The organism is Novosphingobium aeonii (genome assembly GCF_052279045.1).
Taxonomy (GTDB): domain Bacteria; phylum Pseudomonadota; class Alphaproteobacteria; order Sphingomonadales; family Sphingomonadaceae; genus Novosphingobium.
The window spans coordinates 1,575,356-1,601,327 of the sequence record NZ_CP176833.1 but is presented as its reverse complement, the minus strand read 5'-3'; the positions used below and the strand labels follow the sequence as shown (position 1 = coordinate 1,601,327).

Sequence of the window (25,972 nt, the reverse complement as noted above, 5' to 3'; positions counted from 1 at the left end):
TACAAAAGAGAGACTGATCATGACCCAGCCACCCGTGCACTACCGGCCGGACGTCGAAACGATCGAACCGGACGAAGCGGAGGTTCAGCAGGAACTCGCGGAGACGTTTCGCAAGATCATCGAGACCACCCATGCCGATACCGGGCAAGCGCTTCGCGGCGTCCACGCCAAGAGCCATGCCTTGCTGCAAGGGCAGCTGGATGTCCTCGACGAATTGCCGCCTGAATTCGCGCAAGGTGCGTTCGCCGTTCCGCGCGCCTTCGAAGTACTGGTTCGCATCTCCACCGGATCCGGTGACCTCCTGCCCGACTCTGTGTCGATCCTGCGCGGCATCGCCATCAAGCTCGTCGATGTGGATGGTGAGAGGCTCGAAGGCAGCGAAGGTGCCAGGACGCAGGACTTCCTGCTCGCCAACGGCAAGGCTTTTCCCGCCCCCGGCCCGAAGAAGTTTCTCGCCAACCTCAAGCTGCTGGCGAAGACGACCGACAAGGCCGAAGGCCTCAAGAAAGCGGTTTCCGCTGTATTCCGAACCGTCGAGAAGGGGGTGGCAGCGCTGGGCAGCGAAAGCCCGGCGCTCGAACAGATGGGCGGTCATCCCAACACGCATCCATTGGGCGAAACGTTCTTCACGCAGGCGCCCATCCGTTACGGCGATTACATCGCGAAACTCGGGCTCTTTCCGCGCTCGCCCAATTTCCAAGCCCTGCAAGGCGAAGAAATCGACATTGCGGGCCGGAGCGATGCCCTGCGCGAGGAAATCGCGCGCACGCTGGCGGCAGAGGGCGGCGAATGGGAACTTCGCGCGCAACTCTGCCGCGATCTGGAGAACAACCCGGTCGAGGATGCCTCTGTTGCCTGGCCAGAGGAGGACAACCCCTATGTTCCTATCGCAGTGCTGCGTGTTCCCGCGCAGGAAAGCTGGACATGGAATCGCGCGCGCAGGCTGGACGACGAGACATCGTTCAATCCGTGGCACGGGATCGAAGCGCATCGCCCGCTGGGCGCCGTGATGCGCGCCCGCAAGGTTGCCTACGCGGCGTCGGTGGAGATGCGGGGGCGCCTTGGCGGTTGTCCGATTCACGAGCCATCAACCGCAGACCTTTCGGCTTGAGCACAAGGTGCGGACCGTTTGGTGAATATCATCGGAAAACCCGCGGGCCGCACAGCTCAGCAAGGATCAGTTACGGCAGAGCAACCGAGATAGCGCGCGCCGTCCTGATCTCTTGCCTGCAAGGGTTCAAGCTACATCTCAGGACAGGTACTGAACCCCACTGGAAGCGCCATCTTCAACGGGAGAGGGTCAGCCGGCGAGTTCGGCGATTGGCGTGCGCATATCCAGCTTGAGGCCGTCTACCTCATAGCGTGGCTCGACTTTACACGAACCGCCAAGCCCCATCGCGATCAGTCGCGAACCAAATCCCTTGGCGGTCGGCGCCGTCACCGGCGGCCCGTCGGTTTCATGCCAATGGAAATCCAGATGATCGCCATTGATCGTCCATGACAATCGGATCCGTCCGTCAGCAACGCACAACGCGCCGTATTTGGCGGCATTTGTGGCAAGCTCGTGCAGCATGAGCGACAGCGCCACCGCAACCCGCGAGCCGATGGCGAGGTTGGGGCCTTCTCGCATGATCTGTCCACCTGGATCGTGCGGCTCAAGGGAATGGTCTATGACCTCGCGTAGCGATGCCGACGCCCAGTCTTGCTTGAGCAAAACGTCATGCGCATGCCCCAAAGCTCCAAGGCGGTGGTTGAAACTTTCGATCGCCGATGGTTCGGCGGCCCCACGCAGTGTTTGGGTGGCGATAGCCTGCACCAGTGCCAGCGTGTTCTTCAAGCGATGACCGAGTTCTTCGTTGACCAGTGCGAGGCTCGCCTGTGCCCTTACCGTGTCGCTGGTCTCGATGACGGTATCCATCATGCCCATGATACTGCCGTCGGCAAGGCGCAGCGGGCTGTAGCAGAAGGTGAACCACGTCTGTTCATTTTGGCCAGTGCGATTGATGACCAGCGGGAAGTCTTCGATATAGGTCGGCTCCCCGGCATAGGCGCGTTCGGCGATCGGTCCGATTTCGCTCCAGTTCTCCGACCATATCTCCGCAAACGAACGGCCGAGCGCGACATGCTTGTCGCCAAGAATGGGCACGAAGGCATCGTTATAAATAGTGGTGAAACCGGCGCCCCAGACTATCGCCTTGGGAAATCTCGAATCGAGAATCTGGCGCACGACGACTTCAAGTTCGGATGGCCAGTCCGCACGTGCGCCCAGCGGCGTGGCATCCCAGTCGAACGTGTCCACTCGCTCGCGCATGGACGGCGCCATACAAAAAAGGGCCGTTTGCTCAGGAGCCAAGACTGTATTTGTAGTCTGCCGCAAATGTCGTTCCCCAGTCGCGCAAGCGCGAGCGTGAAGCTCTCTGCCGGACAAATGCTCGCTGGGTCATTGTCATCCGATAAGAAGCTTTTAGCACACATGGCGCTCCGCGTCTAAATGTATCGAGGCTGGGCACAGGCCGGCTTACCCTTATCCTCGAGAGACCCCGCCGACGAACAAGGCCGTTGCGATAGCTCTGCTGATAATTTCTGGTTTGGGTCGCGACGCAGCCAAACGGTTCGCGCGAGGATTTGCCGATATGCCATTTCGCCGTTAGCCGGCAGACTATTGATGAAGCCAGCGGAGCGGTCGCTAACGGCCATTGCCGAGCAGCGCCGGACGAAAGTCGCTGCGCCGGCTCACTGTCTCGCCCGCGACAACGAATACCCCGTCCCCCGTGTAGTGGAGCGTTCTGGGGTGTTTGGGCCGAGGCGCTACGTACGCCTTCACAATTTCGAACAGGAAAAGATTATAGTCCTCGACCATCCGGTCGTCCGCTAATCGACACTCAAAGTTCGCGTAACATGCGGTGAGCAACGGGGAGCCAACCTTGTCGGCGGCTTTTGTATCAAGTCCAAAATCCGCGAACTTGTCTCTGTCCCGGCCGGAATTATTGCCGATCGCCACGACGGTATCGAGCATGTCGAGTGTCGGCAGATTCAGCACACATTCCCGGCTGCGCCGGATCAGCTCGAAACTGTAATTACCGGCGGAGATCATGCAACCGACAAGGGAGGGCGTGAACTCCAGCACCATGTGCCAACCCATGGTCATTACATTGCGCTCGCCGTCATGGCATGAGGTCACAAGCAGGATCGGACCGGGTTCGAGAAATGCGCGCGCCCGATGCACGGGTAGGTCAAGCTTTTCAGCCATCAGGTGCTTCGGGCTAGATGGCAGCCTTCCAAGAGGCCGGTCATGCGTTGCCGTTTCGGCGACGCGTCTCCCACCCCTTGCGGGCAGCGGCCGATCGCTGCTCTGCCGATCCCGACTTATGCGCTTTGCCGCCCCGAGAGGATGCGGTGTGGTTTTCGGGCTTGCCTCGGCCCGAGCCGGACTTCTTGCCGCCGCCGCTTTCCTTGTTGACGGTCGCCCAGGCCCGGCTTTCGGCTTCCTTCTTGGAAGCGCCACGCTTCTCGTAGCTCTCCTCGATATGCTCGGCTTTGCGCTTCTGTTTGTCAGTGTAGCTGCTCTTATCGCCTCTAGGCATCCTCATTCTCCCTTATCCGGCCCGGGGATCGCGATTGCAGAGAGCCTTGCGCTGGGCCGGGTCCCGCAGTCGAGACCCGGCCTGAGCCTTCAGCCGATGAACCTGATGAGATCGTCGTTCAGCCGTGTAGGCGCCGTCGCGAACAGGCCGTGGGGCTCACCATCGTATTCGATGAATTCTGCGCTCGGAATGGCCGCCGCAGCAGCCTGTCCGGAAGGGTCGATAGGGACCGTCTTGTCAGCGGTGCCATGGATGATGAGCGTGGGGACGGTGAAGGAGGCAAGGTCAGGGCGAAAATCGGTCTTTCCGAATGCGTCGATGCAATCGATGGTAGCCTTCGGGCTCGCCATCGCGCCCAGCAGGAAGCTCCAGTCGAGGATACCCTGGCTGACAGGGCTCGAAATGAAACCGACACCGTAGAACTGTTTTGCAAAGTCCTGGAGAAAGGCGAACCGGTCTTCCCGGATTTGCGCCTTCATGGTGTCGAAGACGCTCTCGTCGACGCCATCAGGATTGTCGCTGCCCTTGAGCAGATAGGGCACCACACTGCTCACTAGGACTACCTTCGCGATCCGGGCGGTGCCATGACGTGACAGGTACCGCGCGATCTCGCCACCACCCATCGAGAAGCCTACCAGGGTGGCATTGTCCAGGGCGAGTTCGTCCAGAACCGCTGCAAGATCGTCCGCGAAGGTGTTGTAGTCGTAGCCGGAAGCGCCGTGCCCGGACTGCCCAAATCCGCGCCGGTCGTAGGTGATGACCCGGTACCCTGCCTCGAGAAGGGCCAAGGTCTGGTACTCGAACATGTCACCGGTCAAAGGCCAGCCATGAATGAGTACCACGGGCTTGCCTTGACCCACGTCCTTTACGTGAAGGTTGGTGCCGTCTTTTGCTTCAATGAAAGCCATTCAGAACGCTCCTTGGCGTAGATCGCCTGCTGACCTAACCCTGACGGCCTGTGATAGTTCACTCCGCTCGTCGCTTTCCCAGCCGCAGACGCTCAAGGGATGCCAATCCATCGTTTGGCCAGAACCATCAGGTGGTTTCGCGGCGCATTATCGCGAGGAAGGCACGAACCAGCACCAATCTCTCAGGCCCCGGAAACGCAGCACGCCTGTCGGGCTTTTCAGGATCAAGAAATCTGGAGACAGCCATGGAAAGCAAGCAGCACGAACCGGGCAAGGAGCAGGCTGCTCCTCGCGAAGCCTCAGACGATACGGCCGAAGGCATTCGCTCACTGGAGGCCGAGCGCCGTGATCCCGGCCCGGATCTAGAGGCAAGCGGAGGAATGGGGGAAAACCCCGCCGAGGCGCACAAAGGTCGAGCGGACGACCGTGCACTGCGGGAAGCGGGGGTACAATCGGGAACCCAGCGAGATCCGAGTTTTTCGGAGGAAGATGAGTAGCCGCGACGGGTGAGGCGCCTACGGCACATTTCAATGCATAGAGGGAGGCTCCCTCAGCTCGCCTTTCTAATCGGTATGTAGCGACAGGTGAAGCTTGGTTGCTCATGTCGATCGATCGGCGTGAGGTGCACGAACAGACGCTGGCCGACGGAACGCTCGCTCAGACAATAGGCATGTTCGGCCTCATAGAGATCGTCCTTGTGTGGCTCGATCCAGTCCTTCACCATCTTCAACGCGCGATATTTCGCCTTTGATTCGCTTTGCGCGACTACAAAAACGTTGCGGTGTCGCTCGGCGAATTCTTCCGGTTGGTAGCCGCCCAAGTTGACGAAGTAGAGCTTTTCCTCCCCTTCAAAGGGCTCGGGCTTCAAGGAGATCGCAAAGCCATCCGCCGCAGTGACCTCGGACCAGCAATCGACATGGAGGCTTCTGGGCACGCCCCACCATTGCTCTCGCAAGATCGGGAAGGTTCCTTCGATGCTGTCGGCGATTACGAAGCGCACGTCGTGTACCTCGATGTTCGCGCCGGGGTGTTCCCCGCCGATGTAGACGGCGAAAAGCTTCATTGCTCGTTCAATTCCTGTGTTGTTTCGTCAGTGTCGCAACCCCCGCTAATTGCGGCAGCCAGCTCTGAAGCCACGATCTGACCTATCTCATGCGAGCTTGTGATGCCCTACACGAACGGGTGCCTCCCCATGATGAAGGGAAGGCTCACGCAGAAAAGCTGGTCTGCCGGGATCTGCGAGGAGATGGGATGAAAGCGGTCGTCGATGGCAACACCGCGTCCAGGTCCGCCATCGGTCGAGGCTTGCACGTCATGGACGATCCCCTGCTCGCGAAGCGAGGGGAAAGGAAAGTCCTTGGCCGAAAGCGCGCGCTGGCCGGTCGCTTCGATGAAGACGGGAAAATGGAATTTTGTCGAGCCATGCGTCAGTAACGCTCCGCTCGAGACGCCGTGCGGATCAATCTGGTAATCCTCTCCGACAGCGATCACTTCCAGCTTTCCGGTGTCATGGAGCGCGAGCATGCGCAGAATCGATTCATGCGGCACGGTGGCATAGTCATCGATGAAGACGGTCTTGAGGTACCGAGAAAATCGCAGGAAATCGGCGTCGCTGAGATAGGGGACGATGCCTTCGATCACCTCATGCATGCGCAGGATCGCATAGCGCCAGGCTACCACATGCTGTTGTTCGTAGTTGCGCTGCGCTTCTGCAAGATTGCGCCGAGCCCATTCGAAAGGGTCGGTGGCGAGGCGCCGGCTGAAGTAACCCTCGCAGAAATCCTCAAGGTCGAGCGAGGCGAGGCCCGTCTCTTCGGCATATCGGGCATCCGCAGCGGAGAGCTCACGTTTGAACAGTTCGAACGTGCGGTCCAAAAGCTGGGGGTGGTCAGAGGCAATGAGCTTGTCGATCGCTTCCGCAGTGCAGATCGAAAGGGGCTCATACGGAATCGGGAAATAGAAGTCGGCCTCTGGCAGCAGCCCTTTGCGAGACAGCATAGTCATCTTGAAATCATCGGTGCCTGGCGCAGGGACATAAGTGATGCCACCGTCTTCGGCTTCCACAAAATCACCATGAGCGAGGGCCAGAGCGACGGCAGCGTCGATGGCGGTGAGCGACGAGCCTCGAATGCCGACATGGGTCGCCGGGATCTTCTCGATCTCGCTCGCCGGCCAGGGACTGGCGAAATACCCCGGGCTGACCTCAGGTTGCTCCGGCCATTGATGCCCGGTGGCAAGAATGACGTGATCGAAGATGGCTTCGAAACATTCGCCGCGATGGGGTTGGACGCGCAAGGTCATTCCATCAGGCTCGCTGGCGGCATCGAGCACTTCGCATCGGGTACGCACGGTCACGATAATGCTCTCGGAGGCTGCCTGCTCCAGCAGCATTTCCATCTGTTCGGCGAAAAATTCACCCAAAACCACGCGCGGATAGAAGGTCCGATCGTCAATGGCGGCCTGGTCGATGTGCATCTCCGCAAGCCGCTCTGAGCTCTGCGCGTGCAGCCATGCAACCAGGCTTGTCGCGAGCGGCGGTATCTCAATGCTGGCTATATTGGAAAGCATCGCCGGATCGTTCCAGCCGGGGCGATAGGGGGTGCCCTTGCCGATGAAGGGCTGCTTTTCGAAAATGGTGAGCTCGAAGGGTGCCGGCTGCAGCGCGAGCAATGCATTCAAGGTGTAGATGGCGGTTGGGCCGGCGCCCACGATAGCCACGGAACAGGTCATGCAACCCCCGGATATGCGAATGGAACAGGCAAGCGCCGATGTTCACCGCGATGATGGCTTTGGAATGAAAACCCCCGCCGAAGCGGGGGCTCCTTGGTCACTGCCCGGTACCGGGCTCGGAGGTCTTGGGCGGCTTGCCATCTTCGATCCGGCCTTCGTTACGCAGATCGCGGCCTTCCTGCGCCTTCTTCTGGCTTTCCGGGGACTTGCCGTGCTCGTTGAGCTCTTCCTTGACGTAGCCGGCGGCTTCCTTCGCCTTACCTTCGATGCTCATGATCATCTCCTGCGTTGGTCTGCGTTTTGCAAATCCTTGCAGGGATGGAAGTGCGCGACTGCCCGAAAGAGTTCCAGTCACCGGCGCAGTTCATCGCACGTCCGAATAGCTTCTTGTAGTTCAGATGATCTCGGCCATCCAAAAGGTCGGCGTGCGCAACACCTGTGAGCGGATCGCCGGGCGGCGACGCATCGAAGGTGCCGCCGCCCATGGGGCGCCGTCAAGCGCGAAGACTATCAGACACAATGCCCCCGTTTTTTGCGAGCTTGTCCATGACCGCACGGTGCAAAGCGATGTTCTGCTCTGCGGTGCCGTTCGCACCGGCGTGCACGCCCAGTTCCTCCCCCAGCTCCTTGCGCGCAGCTAGACTTGAATCGAGGTCGAGCAGCTTGAGGAGATCCACGATGGACGTGCGATAATTGCCGCCGTGATCGGGCTTCATCCCAGCCATGGCTTCAAGCACCGCGCCGACATCCACCGCAGGTTGTGCTGCGACGACAGGAGGCGCAGGTGCGGTTGCCGGAGATGTGGGTGCCGCCGGAGCAGGCGTCGGCACTGTCTTGGGGCTGCTGCCCTTGGCTGCTGGATCGGCTTCCTTTTCGGGCCCGCGGTGGAAAATCTTATTTACGATTTTGCCGAAGATGCTCATGCCTCTCTCCTCGTCGATGGTGGCGCTACTAAGCGATGGTGAGCCCCTCAAACGCGTCAGCGCGTCGATGGTTGAGCGGAACGGCTTCGCCCCGCCAATCGTTCAGCTTTCATTCCCCACCATTCAACGCGGAGCCCATATCGTGATCAAGCATAGCGCGCTCTTGGCAACATCCCTCGCCGTCGTCAGTCTCACCGCCTGCAGCAAGAAGGAGCCGCAACCCGCCGCCGATATGACCAGCGCTCCCGCCACAGACGCTATGGGCGACACGGCGGCAGCACCGGCACAGAGCCCGGCGCAGGCTTTCGCCAACCTCGCCGCCGCAAGCGACATGTTCGAGATCGAAACATCAAAGCTGGCCGCAGAGAACGCCCAATCCGGCAAAGTGAAGGCCTTTGCCGAGCAGATGATCAAGGCCCACACCGATTCCACCAGGAAGCTGACAGAAGCAGCCGAGGCGGCCACGCCGCCAATTACGCCCGCCCCTAGCCTGACCGCAGCGCAGAGGACCCAGCTTGCCGATCTTGAGGCAATGACGGGTGCCGCCTTCGACAAGGCTTATGCCAAGGCGCAAGTCAGCGCACATCAGGCCACGCTGGATGCCCTCAATGGCTACGCAGCAGGCGGCGATCAGGCATCGCTCAAGACGTTTGCGAAGGACGTGGTGCCGACAGTCACCGCACATCTCAACATGGCAAAGGGCCTTTGAAGCCACTCGACCCTTCCCGATATTTTCAGCGACCCACAGGAGCAAGCATGGCCGACCGGCTTACGATGCAGGACCCCCGCACCCAGTACCCCAAGCCACCGTTCCCCGAACAGCCGCAGCCGCGGCCAGGCATCGCGGGAAAACTGGAGCCACGGCCCGACCACGGTGAGGAGAGCTACGTCGGCGCAGCCAAGCTCACCGGCCGCAAGGCACTCGTCACCGGCGGCGATTCCGGTATCGGGCGCGCCGCTGCTATCGCCTATGCTCGAGAGGGTGCAGACGTGGCCATTGCCTATCTGCCGAGCGAGGAGGAAGACGCGCGCGAAGTGATCGCGCTGATCGAGGCGGAAGGGCGCAAGGCCGTGGCCCTCCCCGGCGATGTGAGCGATGAGGCGTGGAGCCGGCAGCTCGTCGAGGATGCGGTAAGGGGCCTTGGCGGCCTCGACATCCTCGTCATCAACGCCGGGCGTCAGCAGTTTCGCGAGAATGTCAGCGAACTTACGTCCGAGGACTTCGACAAAACGCTTAAGACCAACCTTTATGCCCTGCACTGGATCACGCAGGCTGCGGTGCCGCACCTTCCCGTGGGCGCGTCGGTCATCACCACGGCATCGGTCCAGGCTTACGAACCATCGGACATCCTGCTCGATTATGCGACAACGAAAGCGGGGATCGCCGCCTATACGAAGGCGCTTGCCAAGCAGCTGATGGCAAAGGGCATCCGTGCCAATGCGGTGGCACCGGGGCCATTTTGGACGGTGCTTCAGGCCAGCGGCGGGCAGCCGCAGGAAAAAGTCGCCAATTTCGGTGAACATAGTCGGTTCGGTCGGCCCGGTCAGCCCGTTGAGATCGCGCCAATCTACGTCTTGCTCGCCTCACAGGAGGGTAGCTACATTACGGGTGAAGTCTATGGCGTGACCGGTGGCGCCGGTATCGCCTGACACTGCAATCGCCATGCCGCTTTAGTTTACAAGTTTTAGACACTATCGGTGATGGGAAGCGCATCGCGTTAAAGATGCGCCTCAGCTAAGGACACTTGCGCACCCAGTATGCGTGATAGTGGTTATAACCTTTGGCGTTTAATGGAGAACATGCGGCCGCTACAACTCCTATTCGACCGCGCCCGCACGCCTCATTGAAAAAGAACTTGCGCCTCAAATCGGATCACAAGGGCTTGATGAGGGCACATTGACGGCGCGAAAGGAATGTGGATGCATCAACCTTCCAGGCGGCGAGTTTTTCGCTACCGTGGAGAGATCGCCTAGAATGTCCGGTCTTAGATCGATAATCGAGTGGACTGAACGGCGGCAATGGGCGCGTAGCTGTCAAAGCACAGATGGCAATCTCTATGCCAGGAGCGTCAGCTTTCTTGGGCTACGTGCTCGGAACCGGACCGAGCAAAATGTCCCATTGCCGGCCGTTCATCGTGGCTGATCTTTCGGTGAACGAATGACCGCTTCTGACATGCTCGTGGGAGGAGTCGAATGTCCGCTCTGTCGGCGTTGCTAGCTCCTTGCCTGAGAGGTCCGCCTGGAGTTAAAGTTTCTCTCGCCATAAAATGTGGCCGAGGAACTGTCGGACCGTCGCTGCCGTTGGCTGTGGTTGAGCGCCAAGTCGCCAATCAGTCGCTGAAATGCGACTGAGAGTCGGTCTCCGCGGGCGTGCCGATTACACCGCCGCGCAATGGAACGCCGACATCTCGTGCCCAGTCGAGCCACAGTTTGTCCAGCCGTGCGACTACCTCAGGGTAGAGCTGTCGAACGTCCTGGGTCTCGGTCCGGTCATTCTGGAGATCGTAGAGCGCCCAGGCAAGGTCGGCCCGCTGCCCTCCCGGGGCCAGCGAGACGAGCTTCCAGCGGCCGTCGATCACCCCCCGGGCACCGTAATGTTCGAAGAAGAACGGACGGTTGACCGGTGATCTGCCCCCTTCTGAGTGGCCCAAAATCTGTTTTAGATTTGGCCACGAAGGAGGACTTGAATGGCGAGGAAGCACAAGCCGGAAGAGATCATCGGCAAGCTGCGTGAAGCGGAGATCGTGCTGGCGCAGGGCGGAACGGTGGCGGATGCGTGTCGCCGGATCGGCGTCACCGAGCAGAGCTACTACCGCTGGCGCAAGGAGTATGGCGGCCTGAAGATGGACCAGGCTCGGCGCATGAAAGAGCTTGAGAAGGAAAACGCCCGGTTGCGGCGGGCGGTGTCAGATCTGACGCTGGACAAGTTGATCCTACGGAGGCCTCGCGGGGAAACTTCTGAGCCCCGCGCGCCGCAGGCGCTGTATCGATCATATCCGGGGCATGATGCCGGTGTCCGAGCGGCGGGTCTGCCGCGTGCTCGGTCAACATCGATCGACGCAGCGCAAAACGCCGCGTGGGGCGGATGACGAAGCAGCCCTGACCGAGGATATCATCGCGCTTGCCCGGCAGTATGGCCGCTATGGCTATCGCCGGGTGACGGCCTTGCTGCGCGATGCCGGTTGGCATGTGAACCGCAAACGGGTGGAGCGCATCTGGCGCCGTGAAGGGCTCAAGGTGCCGCAGAAGCAACCGAAGCGTGGAAGGCTCTGGCTCAACGACGGATCATGTATCCGCCTGCGACCGGAATATCCGGGCCATGTGTGGTCTTACGACTTCGTCGAGGGACGCACACATGATGGCCGCAAGTTCCGCATCCTGTCGATCATCGACGAGGCCAGCCGCGAGTGCCTCGCCTTACCCATCGCGCGACGGCTGCGCAGCGAGGACGTGCTGGCGACTCTCGCCGAGTTGTTCGTCACACGGGGGCCGCCGGCGCACATACGGTCAGACAATGGCCCTGAATTTATCGCCAATGCCGTGCAGCAATGGCTGGCGAAGATCGGCGTGAAAACGCTCTACATTACACCCGGCAGCCCATGGGAAAATGGCTACTGTGAGTCCTTCAACGGCTCGATGCGTGATGAGCTCTTGAACGGGGAGATCTTCTACACCTTGGCCGAGGCGAAGATCCTGATCGAGGCCTGGCGGCGGCACTACAACACCGTCAGGCCTCATAGTTCGCTGGGGTATCGACCGCCGGCCCCGGAGACGGCGACGGCGCCATGGCTGCCCTCCGGTTCCGCTACGCTGCACCTACGGCCAGCCATGGCGCCGGAGGCAATCTTACACTAACAAACAACCCGGACCACTCGGTGGGGGCCGGTCAGTCCAGCGCCGGGAGGCCATCCTGCCCGAACGCAACCGGCTCCCAGAACCACTCCGGGTCCGTGTCGAGCAGCCGATGCGTCAAAGCGGCGTGCCCGACGTACCGATTTGGTGTTTGCTGTGCTCGTACCCGTCCCAACCGTCGCCCGCCCGGCGACTATCCTGCCCGCCCGGTCTGAAGCCCACACCCCCCTCCAAGGCCGGGCGGGTCTTCCCATCGATTTGAACCACTTCGCTCATGAGCGTGAGGTAATCTGACCGTGAACCGCACATCCACCCCCACCCGCCCTGTCTTTTCCGCGTCGTCTGTTCGGGACAAGATTTCCGAGACTCTTGCTTCCATCAAGGAAGAGGACGGCCTGACCTATGCCGACATGGGCCGGGTTATCGGCAAGAGCGGTGACCGAGCCGAGGCCTACTGCAACGGCGACTTCTCCGACATGTCGGGTTTTTCGCTGCTCGCTGCATGGCGGGAGTGGAATGGCCGCTCCATCGGTCCGATCCGCGATCTCGTCGAGGGCAGCCGCTCGGGCGCCCACTGCGATTACGCTGGCCAGTCCGCCATCCTGAAAGCCGCTCTCGCGCTGTCGGTTGCCCTGGAAGACGGCGTTGTCGACCACGAGGAAGTGCGCGCCAACCGCAGCACCCTTGAACTCGCCCGCGACGCGATCGAGGCTCAGCTGGCGAAGCTGCGCCCGGCGGCTTGATGTCCGGCCCTGCCAGCCTCGACGATCACGAAACCCTCGTGCGCTTAGCTGAAAAACGCATCCGCCGCGCGAAGGCGAAGATCGCCGCCGAACAGGCTGAGCTGGCCGCCGCACAACTCTCTCTCTCTCTCTCTCTCTCTCTCTCTCTCTCTCTCTCTCTCTCTCTCTCTCTCTCTCTCTCTCTCTCTCTCTCGATTCCGCCGCCGCCGGCCGGTCTGCCTGGATTGCTGATCGCGCCCGCGACGAACCCCTGATGCTTTGAAAGGACCATCTACCATGGCCGAAACCACCGATGATCGCCTCCGCCTCCTGATTGAGCGGATCGAGCGCCTTGAGGAAGAAAAGAAGGGCGTCGGCGATGACGTGAAGGACGTTTACGCCGAGGGCAAGGCCGTCGGATACCCGTTCCGACGAGACGCAGGCGTGGTTCGCCGCCCTGGTCCGCAAGGCCAAGCTCCTGCGCATCGGTATCCCCGACCTCGACAGCCGAGACCCGGAGCAACTGAACAAGCGCATCGAGGTCATTGCGCTGGGCGAGAGCAGCCTCAACGCCACGGTCTATCGCTGTTCGGGAGGCCAGGACGACGCGGGCGAGACGATCACCGACTATCAGGTAACCTGGACAGGCATCCCGGCGATGATGGATGCCTTCGACCAGCGCGTCTCCGCCGTGTCCGACATCCCCTTCACGCGCCTTCTAGGCCGCTCCCCCGCTGGCATGAACGCCACCGGCCAGCACGACATGGACAACTGGAACAAGGCGGTCGTCTCTGGTCAAAAGCTGGAGGCCCGGCCTTGTCTTGAGCAGCTGGACCCGTTCCTGATGCGCTCGGCAGGCGCAGATCCGGCCAAGGTGACATGGAAGTTCGCCCCGCTCTCGGTCCCGACCGAGAAGGAAGAGGCGGACACCTTCAACGTCACCATGGACGCGGTGACCAAGCTACAGGCCACCGGCGCGATTCCCGACGAGGCATTCGCGAAGGGCCTCCAGAACTTGATGACCGAGCGAGAATATATCCCCGGTCTCGATCAGGCGCTCGCCGAGATCCCCGAAAACGAGAGGTTCGGGTTGACCCCGGACGACGACGGGACTGACCCGTCTGCCATTCAGGCCGAAGGAGGTGATCCCAATCTAGCCGGCGGCGGGGGTTCCGCGCCCTCCCGCCGTGCTACCGCAGATGGGGGTGTGCCGACCGGCGGGCGCCCTTTTGAAGACTCAAATTCGAACCGATATCCGGCGGGATCTCGCCGGGGTGGGCAGTTCGCCCCCAAAAACATCGGCGGTTTCACCTCTGCGCTTCCTACTGTCCCGATCCTCAATGCAGCCCTCATCAAGCAGCAGACTGGGATGGAAGTGGGCCATTTGCTGCGAGAGGCCAGTCCCGACGGCCTGAACCACGCTTCCAAGTTCTCGAAGGGCGGCCGCACTCCGCCAAGCAAGTCGGTGCTGAAGAGCTACGCGACGCACGCCGCAAACGCGCACTTAATCCGTTCACAGGGCCAGCGAGGCCACGGCGCCGGCCTGCGCATCCGCTCGGACTTCTCGATTGGTAGCCGCGATTACACGCTGATCGAGCGCGTAGGCGAACGATCCGGGAAGCTGGCGTTGGTTACGATGTGGGAAAATGTCTAGGACCGCCCCGCCTGATGCAAAGCCCCAGCCACTGCGCCTGAACGTGGAGCGATCCTGTCCTCAGTATAGCCCAGGAGGTGCGCCGGTTCAATGAAATACGACCTCGCCACCATCATTCGCCGTGCAAACCCCGGCATCCGCCGCAAGAGCATCGTCCTGCGAGATATTGCGCCCCCGGCCGTGCTGGCGACGAACTTGCATAGGTCTGTGTATAAACCTGTGGCGGATGCGTGGACAGCCAGTGCAGATCGCATCGCGATGCTTACGCGCGCACCGTCGCGGAGATGACCACTGACGCCCCGGCAGACGTGAAGGCCGAGATCGATGGCGCTGCAGAGCAGGTGAACCGGCTGCTCCTGCTGCTGACGCCGGAACTGCGCGGCTGGGCACTGAAGGTGGAGCGCTGGCAACGTGGCAAATGGCGCGGCGCGGTCCTGTCGGCCACCGGCGTCGATCTTGAGACGATTATCGGTGCTGGCGACATGCGCGCCACGCTCGAAACCACGATCGGGTGGAACACGGACCTGGTGCGCAATGTGTCCGACCAGACACGCTAGCGCATCAGCAGCGCCGTGTTCGATGGCCCGCTGAGCCGGACGCCCGCGCGCGATGTGGCCAAGTCGATCAGCGAGGCCACGGCGCTTGGCCGGGGCCGGTCGATTCGCATTGCCTCGGACTAGCTGAACAAGCTCACGTCATCGATGGCCGACGAGCGCCGCCGGGAAGCGGGCATTGATACGTGGATCTGGCGGCGTAGTCGAAAGGCCCACCCGCGCGCGGATCACCAGGCGCGGGATGGGAAGGAATACACCGATGACACAGCGCCGCAGGATTTGCCGGGAAGGCTTCCTTATTGCGGCTGCAGATCCCAGGCGGTCATCAAGTTCGCTTAGACAATGGTGTCCGTCTTGCGATTATTGAAACCGATTCCGCTCCTGTCGCTTATCAGGCGTGAGAACACAGGAGCTTTCATGCGAAAGACAACGATCGCCATCGCGGTAGCAGGGACCACACTCTTGCTCGGGGCCTGCGCTGTCATCCCTCGGCCGGGACCAGTAGGGAACAATGCAGTTCCCCCACCAGCCAAGCCGGTTGATGTGAGCCGCTACATAGGCCGCTGGTACGAGCAGTACCGCTACGAAGCCTCGTTCCAGAAGGATATGGAAGGCGTCAATGCGAATTACTCGCTCAATGACGACGGCACTTTGAAGGTCGTCAACCGCGGCCTTCGCAAGGGGAAATGGAAGGAATCCATAGGTAAGGCCAAGATCGTGGACGCTGCGACAAACGCAAAGCTGAAGGTGTCGTTCTTCGGACCATTCTTCGGCAATTACTGGGTCCTGGATCATGGCGATGATTACGAATGGTCGATCGTCGGAGAACCATCGGGCCGGTACCTCTGGGTGCTCACTCGTGACGCCCGCCCCAGTGCTGAACTGCTTTCGAGCCTAGAGTCGCGGGTGAAGGCACTGGGATACGACTGGTCGCTGGTCCGTCGGACGCAGCAGTAAGTCGCGACCAGGCACGCGCCGATGCGAGGGCACCGCAGAATCTGCCGGGGCGGCTGCCCTGCTGCGCGTGCCGGTCGCAGGCTGTCGTGAAGTTCGATTAGCTCACCAAGCGTCTTGATAACGAATCCGCGGCATCTGCGGCAACTTTGGCAGGGGCTGTAGGGGCGGCAGTGGCGGAATAGGCGGAATTCGGGGGAGGCGGGGGAGACGTGGCATGGCCGAGGTCTGGCGCTGGATGTAAGCGTCATTGACCAATTGCCCGAGATAATGTCCGTCGCTTCCCCAGGCATCATTGCCTTCGAGGTAGCCGCGGTAATTCCCTTGCTCGTCGAATATGTTCACGCCGCTGGTGTATCAATCATAAGTACCGTCCCACCGAAATAGATGTGCCATAATAAATCCTCCGATACGTTTTCATTCTGAATAATAACACTTGTGGAGTCGCGTTCCAGATCGTCACAGCTTCATACTGGCACACTTCGAGCGCGGTAAAGTCGACCTAAGGCTCATCCTACCGTCCCGGCTATGCAATTTCAGGACAGCCTCACCCTTGACGCACCCCGCCGGATCGAAGGCGGCGCCATGGCGCGTTCGCGCACGCGCGGCGCGCACTGGCGTGTATCAGTACGGCCGCTCCGAGGTAGATCCGGACAACAAGCACGGCCTGCGCGACACCGCGCTAGTCAACGTGCTCCGCAACGACGGCACCGTCTTCGACGAGAAGTCCGTCCGCAGCTTCATCGGCAAGCCGGTCACCGACGATCACCCCGCCGCCCCCGTCACGACCGAGAACTGGCGCGATCACGCGCGCGGCACGATCATGGGCGCGATCCGCGACGGCGATTACCTCGCTTTCGACCTGCTGCTGACAGACGCCGAGGCCATTGCCAAGGTCGAGAGCGGCAAGCGCGAGCTGAGCAACGGCTACAGCAGCGACCTCGAATTCGGCGACTTCACTGCAGCGGACGGCACTAAGTGCCAAGCCCGGCAGAAGTCCATTACCGGCAATCACGTTGCGCTCGTCGATCGCGGCCGCGCCGGTTCCGAATGCGCCATCAAGGACGTGTTCGCCATCTGCGACACCCTTCCCACCAACCTTCCCGATTCACTCACTCAGGAGAGCCCTGTGCCGAAGATCGTTCTCATCGACGGGCTTTCCGTCGACGTGTCGAACGCGGACATCGCCGCTACGACCATCACCACCCTCATGACCGCCCGTGACACTGCCAACGGCAAGGTCGCGAGTCTCGAAACCCAGGTCGCCACCCTCACCGCCGAGGGCCAGACCAAGGACGCGAAGATCACCACGCTTGAGCAGGAGGTGAAGGACGCGAAGCCGACCCCCGCCCAGCTGCGCGACGCGGGCAAGGCGCTGCTCATCACCGCTGGCAAGGCCAAGGCCCTGGGCGTCACCGTCTCCGACGATATGGATGAAGCCGCGATCATGTCGTCCACCGTCTCGAAGCAGATGGGCGATGCCGCCAAGGGCTGGACCGCCGACCAGATCGCCGCCTCGTTCGCGGTCCTGACGAAGGACGCGAAGGTCGAGGACAACGGTGTTCAGTCGCTGGGCTCGCCCATCAACATGTCGGACGGCGCAGCGGCGTGGAACGACAACGTATTCCAGTCGGCCGGTGTGGCCATCAAGAAGGAAGCCTAAGCCATGGCAACTCTCACCGAGGGCATCCACACCGCTGGATTCCTGATTTCGGAGGCGCAGGGCATGTATCGCTCGCGCGACCAGGTTACGGTCGCGGGCGGCGCAGCCCCCGGCCTCTTCGCTGGCACGCTGCTCGGCAAGCTGACCGCCGGCGGGAATTTCGTCCGCCATGCACCCGGTGCATCGGATGGCTCGCAGACTGTGGCGGGCATCCTTTTCGAGGGCGTCGTCGGCACGGCCAAGCGCACCATCGTCTCGCGCGATGCGCAGGTGGTGGGGGCTCACCTCACCTATTCAGCGGGCGCTGACGCCGCAGCCATCGCAATCGCCAACGCGGCCCTCGACGCGCTCGGCATCATTCGACAAGATGGACTTCAACCCGCAGCTTCTCGGGCAGCTTGGCCTGTTTGACGCAATGCCTGTCAACACCCGCGACATCTGGGTTGATCGCCGGGGCGCGACGCTCGCACTCATCCCCTCGTCGCCGGTCGGCGCGCCGCCCGCCGAACTGGTACGCGACAATCGCGATGCCGTGCCGCTCAAGACCACGCGCCTCGCCAAGGGGTTCACGATCTACGCGGAAGAGGCTCAGGGCATCCGCGCCTTCGGATCGCAGACGGAACTTCAGTCGGTTCAGGGCGAGTACCTGCGCCGGATGTCCGATATGGAACTGACCCATGAGTTCCACCGCTTCGGCGCGCTGCAAGGCCTGCTGCTTGACGCTGACGGCACCACCGGCATCTATAACTATTACACGGCCTTCGGTGTGGCCCAGCCTGCTGCAATCAGCTTCGCACTGAACGTCGACACGACCGACGTGCGCGGCAAGTGCGCGCAGGTTATCCGCTCGATGAAGCGGGCATCGAAGGGCGCCTTCACCCCGGCGACGAAGGTGCATGCTCTGGTCGGCGATGCGTTCTACGACGCGCTGATCAACCACCCGCAGGTGCGCGAAACCTACCTGAACTGGTCGGCCGCCGCTGACCTCCGCGGCAACAACAGCTTCGGCGACTTCGAGTACGGCGGCATCACCTGGCACAACTACCAGGGCACCGACGACAATTCGACCGTCGCTGTCGGCGTGGACAATGCTATCTTCTTCCCCGTCGGCGCGCAGGACGTGTTCAAGAAGTCGATGGCCCCCGCCTAGTTCGGACCCTACGTCAACACGCCTGGTCAGGACATCTACGCCCTGAACATCCCGGACTTCCAGCGCGCAGCATGGTCGCGCGGCGAACTCTACAGCTACCCGCTGTACTTCAACCAGCGGCCCGATCTCATCGCCCGTGGCACGAGGACCTGAGGCATGAAGTACAAAGTGACCAACAACGACTTCCGCGCGAAGGCCTTCCAAACTCCCGATGGGGTTAAGCTGGTGGAGCCGGGCGATACAGCCACGATCCACGTTTCCCAGCCCATCGGCGAAGTCGAGGGGCTGAAGGCCAAATTGCTCGACGACTAGGGCTACGAGGATGTGGACGCGCCGGACATTTCGAAGATGACGGTGCCGGAACTCAAGGTCTTCGCTGAAACGAACGGCATCGACTTGGGCGAGGCGACCAAGAAGGACGACATCCTCGCCGCCATCGAATTGGCGAACGAGCCTAAGCCCTGATCCTATTGCTTTCGTCAAATGATGGGGCCGCCTCGCATTGTCGCGGCGGCCCTTTTCCTTGAAACGCAGGATTGAGGGTCGCCTAAACGATTGCCCCTCCAGAAAGTTCCCGAGAATCGACCGGAAATGATTGTTCTAGGATGGGACGATGAAACCGCTTGTCATCCACTGCTGTTTAGCGCAGCAATACATGGCGACCCGAAGGGATGAGCGAAAGCGGAATCTCAAAAAACTACCCGGCCTATTTGTTAGGCCGGGTATTTTTTTGGTATATCGCAATCTACCAGAAGTGTGCACAAATACACGCCTGTTACAATGTTTTCGTATAAAATCGTTATCATCGGTTCTATATTGGACGCATACCCCGTCGGGTCGCACCAAGGGGGCGCCGGTGAGTGTCTGGGCACCACCGGCGCTTGCTCCATGCTGATGGCGGTAATTTCCCCGATCCTTCCCGGCACTTTGCAGTATGGCTTACGCTCGCCTCCCGCTCGCCCAATTCCAAGCAACCTACCCGGCGTCCTCCACGCGGACCGCAGAGCCTTACGCCGCCTGGGCAACCAAGGCCGAGGCGCGCGTCGGCGAGAACTACGGCGACGAGCAGCAGGATGCGACCGAGCTACTGACCGCCCACCTGCTCGCGCTCAACGGCGTGGGCCTGGCCCCTGGAACAGGGACGCTCGCTGCGACCGGCGCGACCAGCTTCAAGAGCGGCACTTTCAGCGCGACCCTGTCTGACAGCGTCGTCGCTCAGCACGCCAAGGGTGGATATCAGGCGACCCCATACGGCCAGCAGTTCGCCGAGATCCAGCGTCGCCTGTTCGGTGGCCCGCGCTTGGTCGGCTTCACCGGGTTGCCCTGCTGATGAACCTGCCCGCAGCCTTCGCAGAGATCGGCCTTGGCTTCTCGTCGCTGATCGGTGGGCCATACTGGCCTGCGCGCGTGATCGAGCAGATTGCCCCGGTCTACGGTGACGGCGGTTCGATCGTCATGCCGGGCGGTGTCTCCTATCGAGCCTGCCAAGCGCAGATCGACACGGCCACCCAGCGCATGCGCGAGGCCGAGGGTTACGTGGAAACAGACGCCGCTTTCATCGTCCTCACCGACACGCTGGAGGGCACCTTGAACACCGAGGCGCGGATCCAGATCACTGAAGGCCCTCATGCTGGCATCTGGTCGGTCGAACTGATCGAGCGGGACACTGCCGCTGCCGGATGGGTCGGACGCGGCCGCCGTGCCTAAGTCTCGGCTCATAGGCGCCAAGGCCCACGCAAACCGCCTCAAGAAGCTATCAGGGGAGAAGATGGTCCGCGAGGTCGGAAAGGCCCTGTTTGCCGCCGGTGAAATGATCCAGGTCGAGGCGCAAATCAGCATCACCGCCGGAGCGGTCAGCGGCAAGAAGCACGTACCTTCGGCGCCCGGTCGGGCACCGAACAACGACACCGGCACGCTGGCCGGGAACATCGAGACAAACCAGACGGCCCCGCTTGTCGTCGAGGTCAGCAGCAACGCGCCCTACGCGGGTGATCTGGAGTTCGGCACATCGAAAATGGCCGCCCGGCCGTACATGGCCCCTGCCCGTGACGCTAAAAGGAAAGAGGTCGAACAGCTCGTTCGCCGCGCCGTCGATAAGGTCGTGCGCCAGAGCAAGTCAGGAGATTCGTAATGCAGACGGTGACCTTCGCTCGTGAGTTCCGGCACCCGCTGGGGAACAACCGCGAGGCGCGCTATCCGCCCAACGTCGAGATCGAGGTGACGGATGCCGTTGTCACCGCCGCCAGGAAGGCCGGCGCATTGAAGAAGGAGGAAAAACCGCGTGCCAAGCGACCTGCTGCGACCGGCTGAGCGCGCCGCCGTCATCAGCCTGAAGGCAAATGCCGCGCTGCTGGACATAGTGGCAAAGACATCGATCGATCCCGTCGCCGAAGCGCCGGAATGGCCGTTTGTCCGCCTAGACGGAACGCAGTCGATCCCGGCTGGGCGCGGCTGCACTGCCCGCGCCGAGGTCAGCTTCATGCTTCACAGCTTCGCCAAGCCCCGATTCGTCGATGCCAACCCGGCCGGCGCAATGATCGAGACGGCAAAAGACCACGCCGCGCGGCTGAATAGCGCAGTCGTAGAGGCAATCCACAACCACGCCGTCACCGTCAGCTCTCGGCGCTATCGCTTCACTGTCCGCTCGTCCCGCCTGATGCGCGACGGGGCGGAAGCAGACGCTTGGCACAGGATCGCATTCATCGTGGCGAAGGCATACCTAGGTTAACGGCTCCCGCTCAAGAGGAGGAACCATTACATCGTCTAGATGCTCGTTCTTGTCCTTAACCAAATGACCAAGGCCCCTTCATGACGAAACTAAAGTACGCAGCTGCCTTCACGTTCGCCGCTTTGTCGCCAAACATAGCGCACGCTTCGTGATCTGCCCCCTTCTGAGTGGCCCAAAATCTGTTTTAGATTTGGCCACGAAGGAGGACTTGAATGGCGAGGAAGCACAAGCCGGAAGAGATCATCGGCAAGCTGCGTGAAGCGGAGATCGTGCTGGCGCAGGGCGGAACGGTGGCGGATGCGTGTCGCCGGATCGGCGTCACCGAGCAGAGCTACTACCGCTGGCGCAAGGAGTATGGCGGCCTGAAGATGGACCAGGCTCGGCGCATGAAAGAGCTTGAGAAGGAAAACGCTCGGTTGCGGCGGGCGGTGTCAGATCTGACGCTGGACAAGTTGATCCTACAGGAGGCCTCGCGGGGAAACTTCTGAGCCCCGCGCGCCGCAGGCGCTGTATCGATCATATCCGGGGCATGATGCCGGTGTCCGAGCGGCGGGTCTGCCGCGTGCTCGGGCAACATCGATCGACGCAGCGCAAAACGCCGCGTGGGGCGGATGACGAAGCAGCCCTGACCGAGGATATCATCGCGCTTGCCCGGCAGTATGGCCGCTATGGCTATCGCCGGGTGACGGCCTTGCTGCGCGATGCCGGTTGGCATGTGAACCGCAAACGGGTGGAGCGCATCTGGCGCCGTGAAGGGCTCAAGGTGCCGCAGAAGCAACCGAAGCGTGGAAGGCTCTGGCTCAACGACGGATCATGTATCCGCCTGCGACCGGAATATCCGGGCCATGTGTGGTCTTACGACTTCGTCGAGGGACGCACACATGATGGCCGCAAGTTCCGCATCCTGTCGATCATCGACGAGGCCAGCCGCGAGTGCCTCGCCTTACCCATCGCGCGACGGCTGCGCAGCGAGGACGTGCTGGCGACTCTCGCCGAGTTGTTCGTCACACGGGGGCCGCCGGCGCACATACGGTCAGACAATGGCCCTGAATTTATCGCCAATGCCGTGCAGCAATGGCTGGCGAAGATCGGCGTGAAAACGCTCTACATTACACCCGGCAGCCCATGGGAAAATGGCTACTGTGAGTCCTTCAACGGCTCGATGCGTGATGAGCTCTTGAACGGGGAGATCTTCTACACCTTGGCCGAGGCGAAGATCCTGATCGAGGCCTGGCGGCGGCACTACAACACCGTCAGGCCTCATAGTTCGCTGGGGTATCGACCGCCGGCCCCGGAGACGGCGACGGCGCCATGGCTGCCCTCCGGTTCCGCTACGCTGCACCTACGGCCAGCCATGGCGCCGGAGGCAATCTTACACTAACAAACAACCCGGACCACTCGGTGGGGGCCGGTCATTCGGAGATCTCGACCCATGTCCTCGATCTAGCGCGGGGCGTCGGGGGCGCCGGGGTGCCTGTTGTACTCTACAAGTCGGAGGGCGGTGGCAAATGGTCAGAGGCCGGGCGCGCGCAGACCGATGAAAACGGTCGAGTGCGCAGCTTTGGTGCCTCTGCCGATCACGCCCCGGGTGTCTACAAGCTCCAGTTTGATATGTCCAAATACCCAAGCGTCGGCGCAGAACCGTTCTTCCCTGAGATAGACCTCGTCTTCCGGGTTACCGATGCCCAAGGACACTACCACGTGCCGGTGGTGGTAAGCCCGTTTGGGTACTCAACATACCGCGGCAACTAAGGACTTTATGGGCAGGTGCCTTGCGGCACCCCTTTCTGCTGGTATGATGATTGGCGATGGACGCCCCTCTCGCCGAGCGCATGCTGAGCGCCTTCCTCACGCAGATGATCCGCACAGAGGCGGTGGACCCCGAAGACATTTCGGAAGCGGCCGACCGCCTCGACCGCGAGGGTGATGAGGAAGCGGCGCATGCGCTGCGCTGCCTTATCGTCCAAGCCTCGACGCCGGAACTTTCTGATTGGAACGCCGACCGCGCCCGCGCTCGGTTCCACGCCATTGACGGCGGTAAGGCCGAAGACTGAAGCGTTCTACCCTCCGGCAAACCATGCTGGAGATTGCCCGTGTCCGAGCCGAATAGCGCCGACTTCGCCCTCATCAAGATCAAGACTGCTGACGGCCCGCCGGTGGTGATGACGCTGCTGTGCGGCATCGAGGGTGTGAATATCAACCGCACCGCCCAGACCAGCGAGCGCTATCGCCGCGACTGCGCCAAACCTAACCGCCCCGGCACCCGAAAGCTGCGTGTCACCGGCTCCTCGTGGAAGGTTACCGGTTCCGGCAATGACAACATCGACCTCGAAACCGAATGGACCGACGCTTTCGGCGTGCGCAAGGTCCACGAGGTCGAACTGTACAAGGACGACGGCACCGACGGTGGCGAGCTGATGGGCACCTATGGCGGCACCGCGATCCTGACGACCCGCAACCAGGCTTATGCGCAAGACGGCGACAGCGGCACGACCGAGGTTACCCTTGAAGGCGAAGGCCTGCTGACCTGGACCGTCGCGCCGTAATGCCGGACACTCGGGTCGAACTCGATTTTGCTGATGGCCGTTACCCGTTCTGGCTTTCCCTGCCTCATGTGATCGAGCTGGAGCGGAAATGCGGCGGGAAGTCGGTGTTCGCCATGTACGATGCGATGGGCGCCGGGCTCGACACGGCCGGCGACGATCCCGTATATTTGGGCGGCGGCACCGCAATGGTGACCGAGATCCGCGAAACGATTCGGATCGGGCTCATCGGCGGAAACTCCGGCTTCGTCGACGGGGCTGAAATTGAAGTCGGGCCCAACGGAGCGCGCAATCTCGTCGATGCATACACCTTCCCGGCGCGCCCGCTGATCGAAGGTCTCCATATTGCCTGGACCATCCTTCATGCGGCGATCGTCGGCATCGACCTAAAAAAAGCGGACGGCGCGGGGGAGAAGCCGCCGGCCCCCAACCACTTCGAAAAGGACAGCTGATAGCCAACTGTGGCGGAATGCATCTCAATTGGGAGCGCCTGTCACTCTCGGGCTATTTCGAGGGAGAGCGATGCTCGCGAGGGCGGACCAGGCAGCCTAGCTTTTCGGCCTCAGCCAATCTCTTTTCCAAATGCCCCGCTTTTCACGTCGGACCGCTCGCCTGCATTGCAAGCAATGGCTGTGATAGTGGGTGCCATCCCATTGAACTTGATCTTTGGCAACGGCGTGCCTGTTGAACAGGCAGCGAAGCGGCTGCGGCACTAACGTCATAATACGCCCCCCCGGGTTTCTCATAAGGAGAAGCCCCATTAAAACGCGTTAACCCATGTATTCCAAATGAACGGGACCTGTTATCGCCAGCAGATTATCACTTTGAACGCACACAGATGCGGCGATTCCCCCAAGGGCCTGTCCTCCCCCGATAGGTCCCTTGGTACCAAAGGCCGTCCTGCAGCATGCAGGGCGGCCTTACTGCTCCATTAGCAGCGTGTGCGACTGACTACCCGCCGCCATTCATGATCGGGTGGCGTGGGCAGGCAGACATCGGGTTTCTGCGGCCGTTCTAGATCGAAGCGGATCGGCCGAACTCGCTTCTTTGCGGCGCTCGACTTTTCCCTGGATGCACATACCCTGCACCAGAAGCGAGCCTTGGCGGCCGAGAACGCGCCGTCCCATCGGTAACGCTCGAAATGATACCAGAGGTCCCACGGATCGAAGGAACAGCGGTACCCGCATTTGCACACGGGAACCACCGCACAGCAGAACAAGGCGGCTTCCTTGATCGATGACGGCTCGTGGTATCCGTCCTTGTTGTAGCGCATGGCCGGTAACGCCTTGGCTCGCTGGTCAGTAGCTCAGCCAGTCGAGTTCAGTTTCCTCGACGGCCTCGAATATATCGCCATCGGCGCCGCAGTTGCTAAGCCGCTTTCGAACCGCTTCGGGATCGCCATCGAGGGGGAACTGGCGATCCGCCCGGGCGGCCTTCACGAGGTTCGCCAGCAAACCCGTAGCCTCGGTCTGGCGGACGAGCCATCGGCCGAAGGCGCCGCGCTCGGCCGGTGGCAGCGTCCTGCCGCTTTCACGCAGGCGCGGGTCGGGCGGGGCCGGGGTGAACGCGCGGTAATCGGCGCCGGCAAAATGCCCCTTGCCGTCCAGCAGGCGGGTGATTTCTCGGCGAAGATCTTCGGGCGTGCTTTTCTGGATATCCGTCATGAAGGCACCTGTCTCACTCGGCGGCTTCTGACAGCAAATGCTGCCAGGGTTCGGGGCTGTTCAGATCGAGGCGTTTGATCGCCACCAGATTGCGAGTGATCTCAGCCTTCTCCCGCAACCGCTGGAGCACGGCAGGGAATATATCGCAGAGGTGCCTGAAGTCTTCCTCCGTCGCGCCGCTACGGTCGGCGCGTTCATACTTGTGCTGGGCCAGAGTAAGCGTCCGGTCTCCGCGAATGGAACCTGCTTTTTGGGTTTCGTTCCGGGAAACAACGGGCGTTCAGTATGGGGAGTTGCTAAGAGGTCACCCCAGAGCAACGATTTTCGTTGCGCTGTTGATTGG

General features: G+C 61.6%; 36 protein-coding genes and 1 pseudogene. 26 read left to right on the top strand and 11 right to left on the bottom strand.

The genetic code is table 11. From position 1 onward, the window contains the following. Positions 1 to 19: 19 nt before the first annotated feature. Entirely contained in the window at positions 20 to 1,111 is a 1,092-nt protein-coding gene (locus tag ACLIMP_RS22400; RefSeq protein ID WP_185998963.1) for a catalase family protein, read from the top strand. A gap of 189 nt (positions 1,112 to 1,300) precedes the next feature. On the opposite strand, the gene ACLIMP_RS22395 is transcribed toward ACLIMP_RS22400, so the two are convergent. From ACLIMP_RS22395 to ACLIMP_RS22380, 4 genes are all read right to left on the bottom strand, one after another. Continuing rightward, a complete protein-coding gene (locus tag ACLIMP_RS22395) occupies positions 1,301 to 2,311 on the bottom strand; it encodes a sensor histidine kinase (protein WP_185998964.1) in 1,011 nt (336 codons plus the stop codon). A 375-nt stretch (positions 2,312 to 2,686) separates the two neighbouring features. Beyond that, entirely contained in the window at positions 2,687 to 3,250 is a 564-nt protein-coding gene (locus tag ACLIMP_RS22390; RefSeq protein WP_185998965.1) for a flavin reductase family protein, read from the bottom strand. A gap of 40 nt (positions 3,251 to 3,290) precedes the next feature. Beyond that, positions 3,291 to 3,584: a plasmid stabilization protein gene (locus tag ACLIMP_RS22385; protein WP_185998966.1), complete on the bottom strand. Its 294-nt coding sequence runs from the start codon at positions 3,582 to 3,584 to the stop codon at positions 3,291 to 3,293. An 89-nt stretch (positions 3,585 to 3,673) separates the two neighbouring features. Then, positions 3,674 to 4,492 (bottom strand): alpha/beta fold hydrolase, encoded by an 819-nt coding sequence (locus tag ACLIMP_RS22380; RefSeq protein WP_185998967.1) that lies wholly within the window; start codon positions 4,490 to 4,492, stop codon positions 3,674 to 3,676. 245 nt (positions 4,493 to 4,737) lie between these two features. Here ACLIMP_RS22380 and ACLIMP_RS22375 point away from each other — a divergent pair, with 245 nt between their 5' ends. Further along, entirely contained in the window at positions 4,738 to 4,989 is a 252-nt protein-coding gene (locus ACLIMP_RS22375) for a hypothetical protein (RefSeq protein WP_185998968.1), read from the top strand. A 53-nt stretch (positions 4,990 to 5,042) separates the two neighbouring features. On the opposite strand, the gene ACLIMP_RS22370 is transcribed toward ACLIMP_RS22375, so the two are convergent. From ACLIMP_RS22370 to ACLIMP_RS22355, 4 genes are all read right to left on the bottom strand, one after another. Next, complete coding sequence (locus ACLIMP_RS22370) at positions 5,043 to 5,555, bottom strand: DUF1543 domain-containing protein (protein ID WP_185998969.1); 513 nt, start codon at positions 5,553 to 5,555, stop codon at positions 5,043 to 5,045. Positions 5,556 to 5,662: 107 nt separating this feature from the next. Continuing rightward, a complete protein-coding gene (locus ACLIMP_RS22365) occupies positions 5,663 to 7,222 on the bottom strand; it encodes an FAD/NAD(P)-binding protein (protein ID WP_443478391.1) in 1,560 nt (519 codons plus the stop codon). A gap of 97 nt (positions 7,223 to 7,319) precedes the next feature. After that, positions 7,320 to 7,496: a hypothetical protein gene (locus ACLIMP_RS22360; RefSeq protein ID WP_185998971.1), complete on the bottom strand. Its 177-nt coding sequence runs from the start codon at positions 7,494 to 7,496 to the stop codon at positions 7,320 to 7,322. A 220-nt stretch (positions 7,497 to 7,716) separates the two neighbouring features. Then, positions 7,717 to 8,145, bottom strand: a complete 429-nt coding sequence (locus tag ACLIMP_RS22355) for a DUF3597 family protein (protein ID WP_185998972.1) — start codon at positions 8,143 to 8,145, stop codon at positions 7,717 to 7,719. 142 nt (positions 8,146 to 8,287) lie between these two features. Here ACLIMP_RS22355 and ACLIMP_RS22350 point away from each other — a divergent pair, with 142 nt between their 5' ends. Both ACLIMP_RS22350 and ACLIMP_RS22345 read left to right on the top strand, forming a co-directional pair. Continuing rightward, entirely contained in the window at positions 8,288 to 8,854 is a 567-nt protein-coding gene (locus tag ACLIMP_RS22350) for a DUF4142 domain-containing protein (RefSeq protein WP_443478390.1), read from the top strand. Between the two features lie 47 nt (positions 8,855 to 8,901). Next, the gene (locus ACLIMP_RS22345) at positions 8,902 to 9,795 is read left to right on the top strand and encodes an SDR family oxidoreductase (RefSeq protein WP_185998973.1); all 894 of its coding nucleotides are present in this window, start codon (positions 8,902 to 8,904) and stop codon (positions 9,793 to 9,795) included. A gap of 680 nt (positions 9,796 to 10,475) precedes the next feature. Here the strand turns inward: ACLIMP_RS22345 and ACLIMP_RS22340 are convergent. Next, on the bottom strand, positions 10,476 to 10,724 hold the full coding sequence (locus tag ACLIMP_RS22340; protein ID WP_443478389.1) for a hypothetical protein: 249 nt from the start codon (positions 10,722 to 10,724) through the stop codon (positions 10,476 to 10,478). Between the two features lie 108 nt (positions 10,725 to 10,832). Between ACLIMP_RS22340 and ACLIMP_RS22335 the strand changes: the two genes are divergently transcribed. The 22 genes and pseudogenes from ACLIMP_RS22335 (at position 10,833) to ACLIMP_RS22230 (ending at position 24,417) form a co-directional block, all read left to right on the top strand. Further along, positions 10,833 to 12,000, top strand: a protein-coding gene (locus ACLIMP_RS22335; RefSeq protein ID WP_443478388.1) for an IS3 family transposase whose coding sequence is annotated in 2 segments (ribosomal slippage) — positions 10,833 to 11,086 and positions 11,085 to 12,000 — 1,170 coding nt in all. Because the reading frame shifts where the segments join, the coding sequence is not laid out codon by codon here. Positions 12,001 to 12,293: 293 nt separating this feature from the next. Then, the gene (locus ACLIMP_RS22330; protein WP_185999965.1) at positions 12,294 to 12,740 is read left to right on the top strand and encodes a hypothetical protein; all 447 of its coding nucleotides are present in this window, start codon (positions 12,294 to 12,296) and stop codon (positions 12,738 to 12,740) included. Continuing rightward, complete coding sequence (locus ACLIMP_RS22325) at positions 12,740 to 12,994, top strand: hypothetical protein (protein ID WP_443478387.1); 255 nt, start codon at positions 12,740 to 12,742, stop codon at positions 12,992 to 12,994. Before ACLIMP_RS22330 ends, ACLIMP_RS22325 begins: the two co-directional genes overlap by 1 nt. A 22-nt stretch (positions 12,995 to 13,016) precedes the next feature. Further along, positions 13,017 to 13,142, top strand: a pseudogene (locus tag ACLIMP_RS22320) (GapR family DNA-binding domain-containing protein); the annotation flags it as partial. A gap of 34 nt (positions 13,143 to 13,176) precedes the next feature. Then, positions 13,177 to 14,373, top strand: coding sequence for an anti-CBASS protein Acb1 family protein (locus ACLIMP_RS22315; protein WP_186000177.1), 1,197 nt, complete (start codon positions 13,177 to 13,179; stop codon positions 14,371 to 14,373). A gap of 284 nt (positions 14,374 to 14,657) precedes the next feature. Continuing rightward, on the top strand, positions 14,658 to 14,930 hold the full coding sequence (locus ACLIMP_RS22310; protein ID WP_185999963.1) for a hypothetical protein: 273 nt from the start codon (positions 14,658 to 14,660) through the stop codon (positions 14,928 to 14,930). Positions 14,931 to 15,344: 414 nt separating this feature from the next. Then, on the top strand, positions 15,345 to 15,884 hold the full coding sequence (locus ACLIMP_RS22305; protein ID WP_185999962.1) for a lipocalin family protein: 540 nt from the start codon (positions 15,345 to 15,347) through the stop codon (positions 15,882 to 15,884). Positions 15,885 to 16,434: 550 nt separating this feature from the next. Further along, positions 16,435 to 17,544 carry a DUF2213 domain-containing protein gene (locus tag ACLIMP_RS22300; RefSeq protein WP_185999961.1) on the top strand — a complete coding sequence of 370 codons (1,110 nt, stop codon included), beginning with the start codon at positions 16,435 to 16,437 and terminating at the stop codon, positions 17,542 to 17,544. Positions 17,545 to 17,547: 3 nt separating this feature from the next. Beyond that, positions 17,548 to 17,955, top strand: coding sequence for a head decoration protein (locus ACLIMP_RS22295; RefSeq protein ID WP_221937329.1), 408 nt, complete (start codon positions 17,548 to 17,550; stop codon positions 17,953 to 17,955). Continuing rightward, the gene (locus ACLIMP_RS22290; protein WP_443478386.1) at positions 17,912 to 18,694 is read left to right on the top strand and encodes a major capsid protein; all 783 of its coding nucleotides are present in this window, start codon (positions 17,912 to 17,914) and stop codon (positions 18,692 to 18,694) included. The genes ACLIMP_RS22295 and ACLIMP_RS22290 overlap by 44 nt, the downstream gene beginning before the upstream one ends. 156 nt (positions 18,695 to 18,850) lie before the next feature. After that, positions 18,851 to 19,006, top strand: coding sequence for a hypothetical protein (locus ACLIMP_RS22285; RefSeq protein WP_185999960.1), 156 nt, complete (start codon positions 18,851 to 18,853; stop codon positions 19,004 to 19,006). A 12-nt stretch (positions 19,007 to 19,018) separates the two neighbouring features. Then, on the top strand, positions 19,019 to 19,159 hold the full coding sequence (locus ACLIMP_RS22280) for a hypothetical protein (RefSeq protein WP_185999959.1): 141 nt from the start codon (positions 19,019 to 19,021) through the stop codon (positions 19,157 to 19,159). 469 nt (positions 19,160 to 19,628) lie between these two features. Further along, on the top strand, positions 19,629 to 20,024 hold the full coding sequence (locus tag ACLIMP_RS22275; RefSeq protein WP_185999958.1) for a DUF4054 domain-containing protein: 396 nt from the start codon (positions 19,629 to 19,631) through the stop codon (positions 20,022 to 20,024). Continuing rightward, a complete protein-coding gene (locus ACLIMP_RS22270) occupies positions 20,024 to 20,401 on the top strand; it encodes a hypothetical protein (RefSeq protein ID WP_185999957.1) in 378 nt (125 codons plus the stop codon). Before ACLIMP_RS22275 ends, ACLIMP_RS22270 begins: the two co-directional genes overlap by 1 nt. Further along, complete coding sequence (locus ACLIMP_RS22265; protein WP_443478385.1) at positions 20,394 to 20,825, top strand: HK97-gp10 family putative phage morphogenesis protein; 432 nt, start codon at positions 20,394 to 20,396, stop codon at positions 20,823 to 20,825. The genes ACLIMP_RS22270 and ACLIMP_RS22265 overlap by 8 nt, the downstream gene beginning before the upstream one ends. Then, entirely contained in the window at positions 20,825 to 21,004 is a 180-nt protein-coding gene (locus tag ACLIMP_RS22260; RefSeq protein ID WP_185999955.1) for a hypothetical protein, read from the top strand. The genes ACLIMP_RS22265 and ACLIMP_RS22260 overlap by 1 nt, the downstream gene beginning before the upstream one ends. Then, positions 20,976 to 21,422, top strand: coding sequence for a tail completion protein gp17 (gene gp17, locus ACLIMP_RS22255; RefSeq protein WP_185999954.1), 447 nt, complete (start codon positions 20,976 to 20,978; stop codon positions 21,420 to 21,422). Before ACLIMP_RS22260 ends, gp17 begins: the two co-directional genes overlap by 29 nt. Positions 21,423 to 21,634: 212 nt before the next feature. After that, a protein-coding gene (locus tag ACLIMP_RS22250) for an IS3 family transposase (protein ID WP_443478072.1) occupies positions 21,635 to 22,803 on the top strand; the annotation gives its coding sequence in 2 pieces (ribosomal slippage) (positions 21,635 to 21,896 and positions 21,896 to 22,803; 1,170 coding nt in all). After that, positions 22,734 to 23,174, top strand: a complete 441-nt coding sequence (gene uraH / locus ACLIMP_RS22245) for a hydroxyisourate hydrolase (protein WP_443478384.1) — start codon at positions 22,734 to 22,736, stop codon at positions 23,172 to 23,174. Before ACLIMP_RS22250 ends, uraH begins: the two co-directional genes overlap by 70 nt. A 56-nt stretch (positions 23,175 to 23,230) precedes the next feature. After that, the gene (locus ACLIMP_RS22240) at positions 23,231 to 23,476 is read left to right on the top strand and encodes a hypothetical protein (protein ID WP_185999952.1); all 246 of its coding nucleotides are present in this window, start codon (positions 23,231 to 23,233) and stop codon (positions 23,474 to 23,476) included. A 39-nt stretch (positions 23,477 to 23,515) separates the two neighbouring features. Then, a complete protein-coding gene (locus ACLIMP_RS22235; RefSeq protein ID WP_185999951.1) occupies positions 23,516 to 23,968 on the top strand; it encodes a hypothetical protein in 453 nt (150 codons plus the stop codon). Continuing rightward, entirely contained in the window at positions 23,968 to 24,417 is a 450-nt protein-coding gene (locus tag ACLIMP_RS22230) for a GTA-gp10 family protein (RefSeq protein ID WP_185999950.1), read from the top strand. Before ACLIMP_RS22235 ends, ACLIMP_RS22230 begins: the two co-directional genes overlap by 1 nt. Before the next feature lie 479 nt (positions 24,418 to 24,896). Here the strand turns inward: ACLIMP_RS22230 and ACLIMP_RS22225 are convergent, their stop codons facing one another. Both ACLIMP_RS22225 and ACLIMP_RS22220 read right to left on the bottom strand, forming a co-directional pair. After that, on the bottom strand, positions 24,897 to 25,238 hold the full coding sequence (locus ACLIMP_RS22225; RefSeq protein WP_185999949.1) for a hypothetical protein: 342 nt from the start codon (positions 25,236 to 25,238) through the stop codon (positions 24,897 to 24,899). 25 nt (positions 25,239 to 25,263) lie between these two features. Continuing rightward, the gene (locus ACLIMP_RS22220; protein WP_443478383.1) at positions 25,264 to 25,629 is read right to left on the bottom strand and encodes a hypothetical protein; all 366 of its coding nucleotides are present in this window, start codon (positions 25,627 to 25,629) and stop codon (positions 25,264 to 25,266) included. Between the last annotated feature and the right edge of the window lie 343 nt (positions 25,630 to 25,972).

Bases quoted from the DNA above. Each gene is read 5' to 3' on its own strand.
- ACLIMP_RS22400 (WP_185998963.1), top strand. From the start codon at position 20: ATGACCCAGCCACCCGTGCACTACCGGCCGGACGTCGAAACGATCGAA.
- ACLIMP_RS22395 (WP_185998964.1), bottom strand. From the start codon at position 2,311: ATGCGCGAGCGAGTGGACACGTTCGACTGGGATGCCACGCCGCTGGGC.
- ACLIMP_RS22390 (WP_185998965.1), bottom strand. From the start codon at position 3,250: ATGGCTGAAAAGCTTGACCTACCCGTGCATCGGGCGCGCGCATTTCTC.
- ACLIMP_RS22385 (WP_185998966.1), bottom strand. From the start codon at position 3,584: ATGCCTAGAGGCGATAAGAGCAGCTACACTGACAAACAGAAGCGCAAA.
- ACLIMP_RS22380 (WP_185998967.1), bottom strand. From the start codon at position 4,492: ATGGCTTTCATTGAAGCAAAAGACGGCACCAACCTTCACGTAAAGGAC.
- ACLIMP_RS22375 (WP_185998968.1), top strand. From the start codon at position 4,738: ATGGAAAGCAAGCAGCACGAACCGGGCAAGGAGCAGGCTGCTCCTCGC.
- ACLIMP_RS22370 (WP_185998969.1), bottom strand. From the start codon at position 5,555: ATGAAGCTTTTCGCCGTCTACATCGGCGGGGAACACCCCGGCGCGAAC.
- ACLIMP_RS22365 (WP_443478391.1), bottom strand. From the start codon at position 7,222: ATGACCTGTTCCGTGGCTATCGTGGGCGCCGGCCCAACCGCCATCTAC.
- ACLIMP_RS22360 (WP_185998971.1), bottom strand. From the start codon at position 7,496: ATGAGCATCGAAGGTAAGGCGAAGGAAGCCGCCGGCTACGTCAAGGAA.
- ACLIMP_RS22355 (WP_185998972.1), bottom strand. From the start codon at position 8,145: ATGAGCATCTTCGGCAAAATCGTAAATAAGATTTTCCACCGCGGGCCC.
- ACLIMP_RS22345 (WP_185998973.1), top strand. From the start codon at position 8,902: ATGGCCGACCGGCTTACGATGCAGGACCCCCGCACCCAGTACCCCAAG.
- ACLIMP_RS22325 (WP_443478387.1), top strand. From the start codon at position 12,740: ATGTCCGGCCCTGCCAGCCTCGACGATCACGAAACCCTCGTGCGCTTA.
- ACLIMP_RS22310 (WP_185999963.1), top strand. From the start codon at position 14,658: ATGACCACTGACGCCCCGGCAGACGTGAAGGCCGAGATCGATGGCGCT.
- ACLIMP_RS22305 (WP_185999962.1), top strand. From the start codon at position 15,345: ATGCGAAAGACAACGATCGCCATCGCGGTAGCAGGGACCACACTCTTG.
- ACLIMP_RS22295 (WP_221937329.1), top strand. From the start codon at position 17,548: ATGGCAACTCTCACCGAGGGCATCCACACCGCTGGATTCCTGATTTCG.
- ACLIMP_RS22290 (WP_443478386.1), top strand. From the start codon at position 17,912: ATGGACTTCAACCCGCAGCTTCTCGGGCAGCTTGGCCTGTTTGACGCA.
- ACLIMP_RS22285 (WP_185999960.1), top strand. From the start codon at position 18,851: ATGAAGTACAAAGTGACCAACAACGACTTCCGCGCGAAGGCCTTCCAA.
- ACLIMP_RS22275 (WP_185999958.1), top strand. From the start codon at position 19,629: ATGGCTTACGCTCGCCTCCCGCTCGCCCAATTCCAAGCAACCTACCCG.
- ACLIMP_RS22270 (WP_185999957.1), top strand. From the start codon at position 20,024: ATGAACCTGCCCGCAGCCTTCGCAGAGATCGGCCTTGGCTTCTCGTCG.
- ACLIMP_RS22260 (WP_185999955.1), top strand. From the start codon at position 20,825: ATGCAGACGGTGACCTTCGCTCGTGAGTTCCGGCACCCGCTGGGGAAC.
- uraH (WP_443478384.1), top strand. From the start codon at position 22,734: ATGGCTGCCCTCCGGTTCCGCTACGCTGCACCTACGGCCAGCCATGGC.
- ACLIMP_RS22240 (WP_185999952.1), top strand. From the start codon at position 23,231: ATGGACGCCCCTCTCGCCGAGCGCATGCTGAGCGCCTTCCTCACGCAG.
- ACLIMP_RS22230 (WP_185999950.1), top strand. From the start codon at position 23,968: ATGCCGGACACTCGGGTCGAACTCGATTTTGCTGATGGCCGTTACCCG.
- ACLIMP_RS22225 (WP_185999949.1), bottom strand. From the start codon at position 25,238: ATGCGCTACAACAAGGACGGATACCACGAGCCGTCATCGATCAAGGAA.
- ACLIMP_RS22220 (WP_443478383.1), bottom strand. From the start codon at position 25,629: ATGACGGATATCCAGAAAAGCACGCCCGAAGATCTTCGCCGAGAAATC.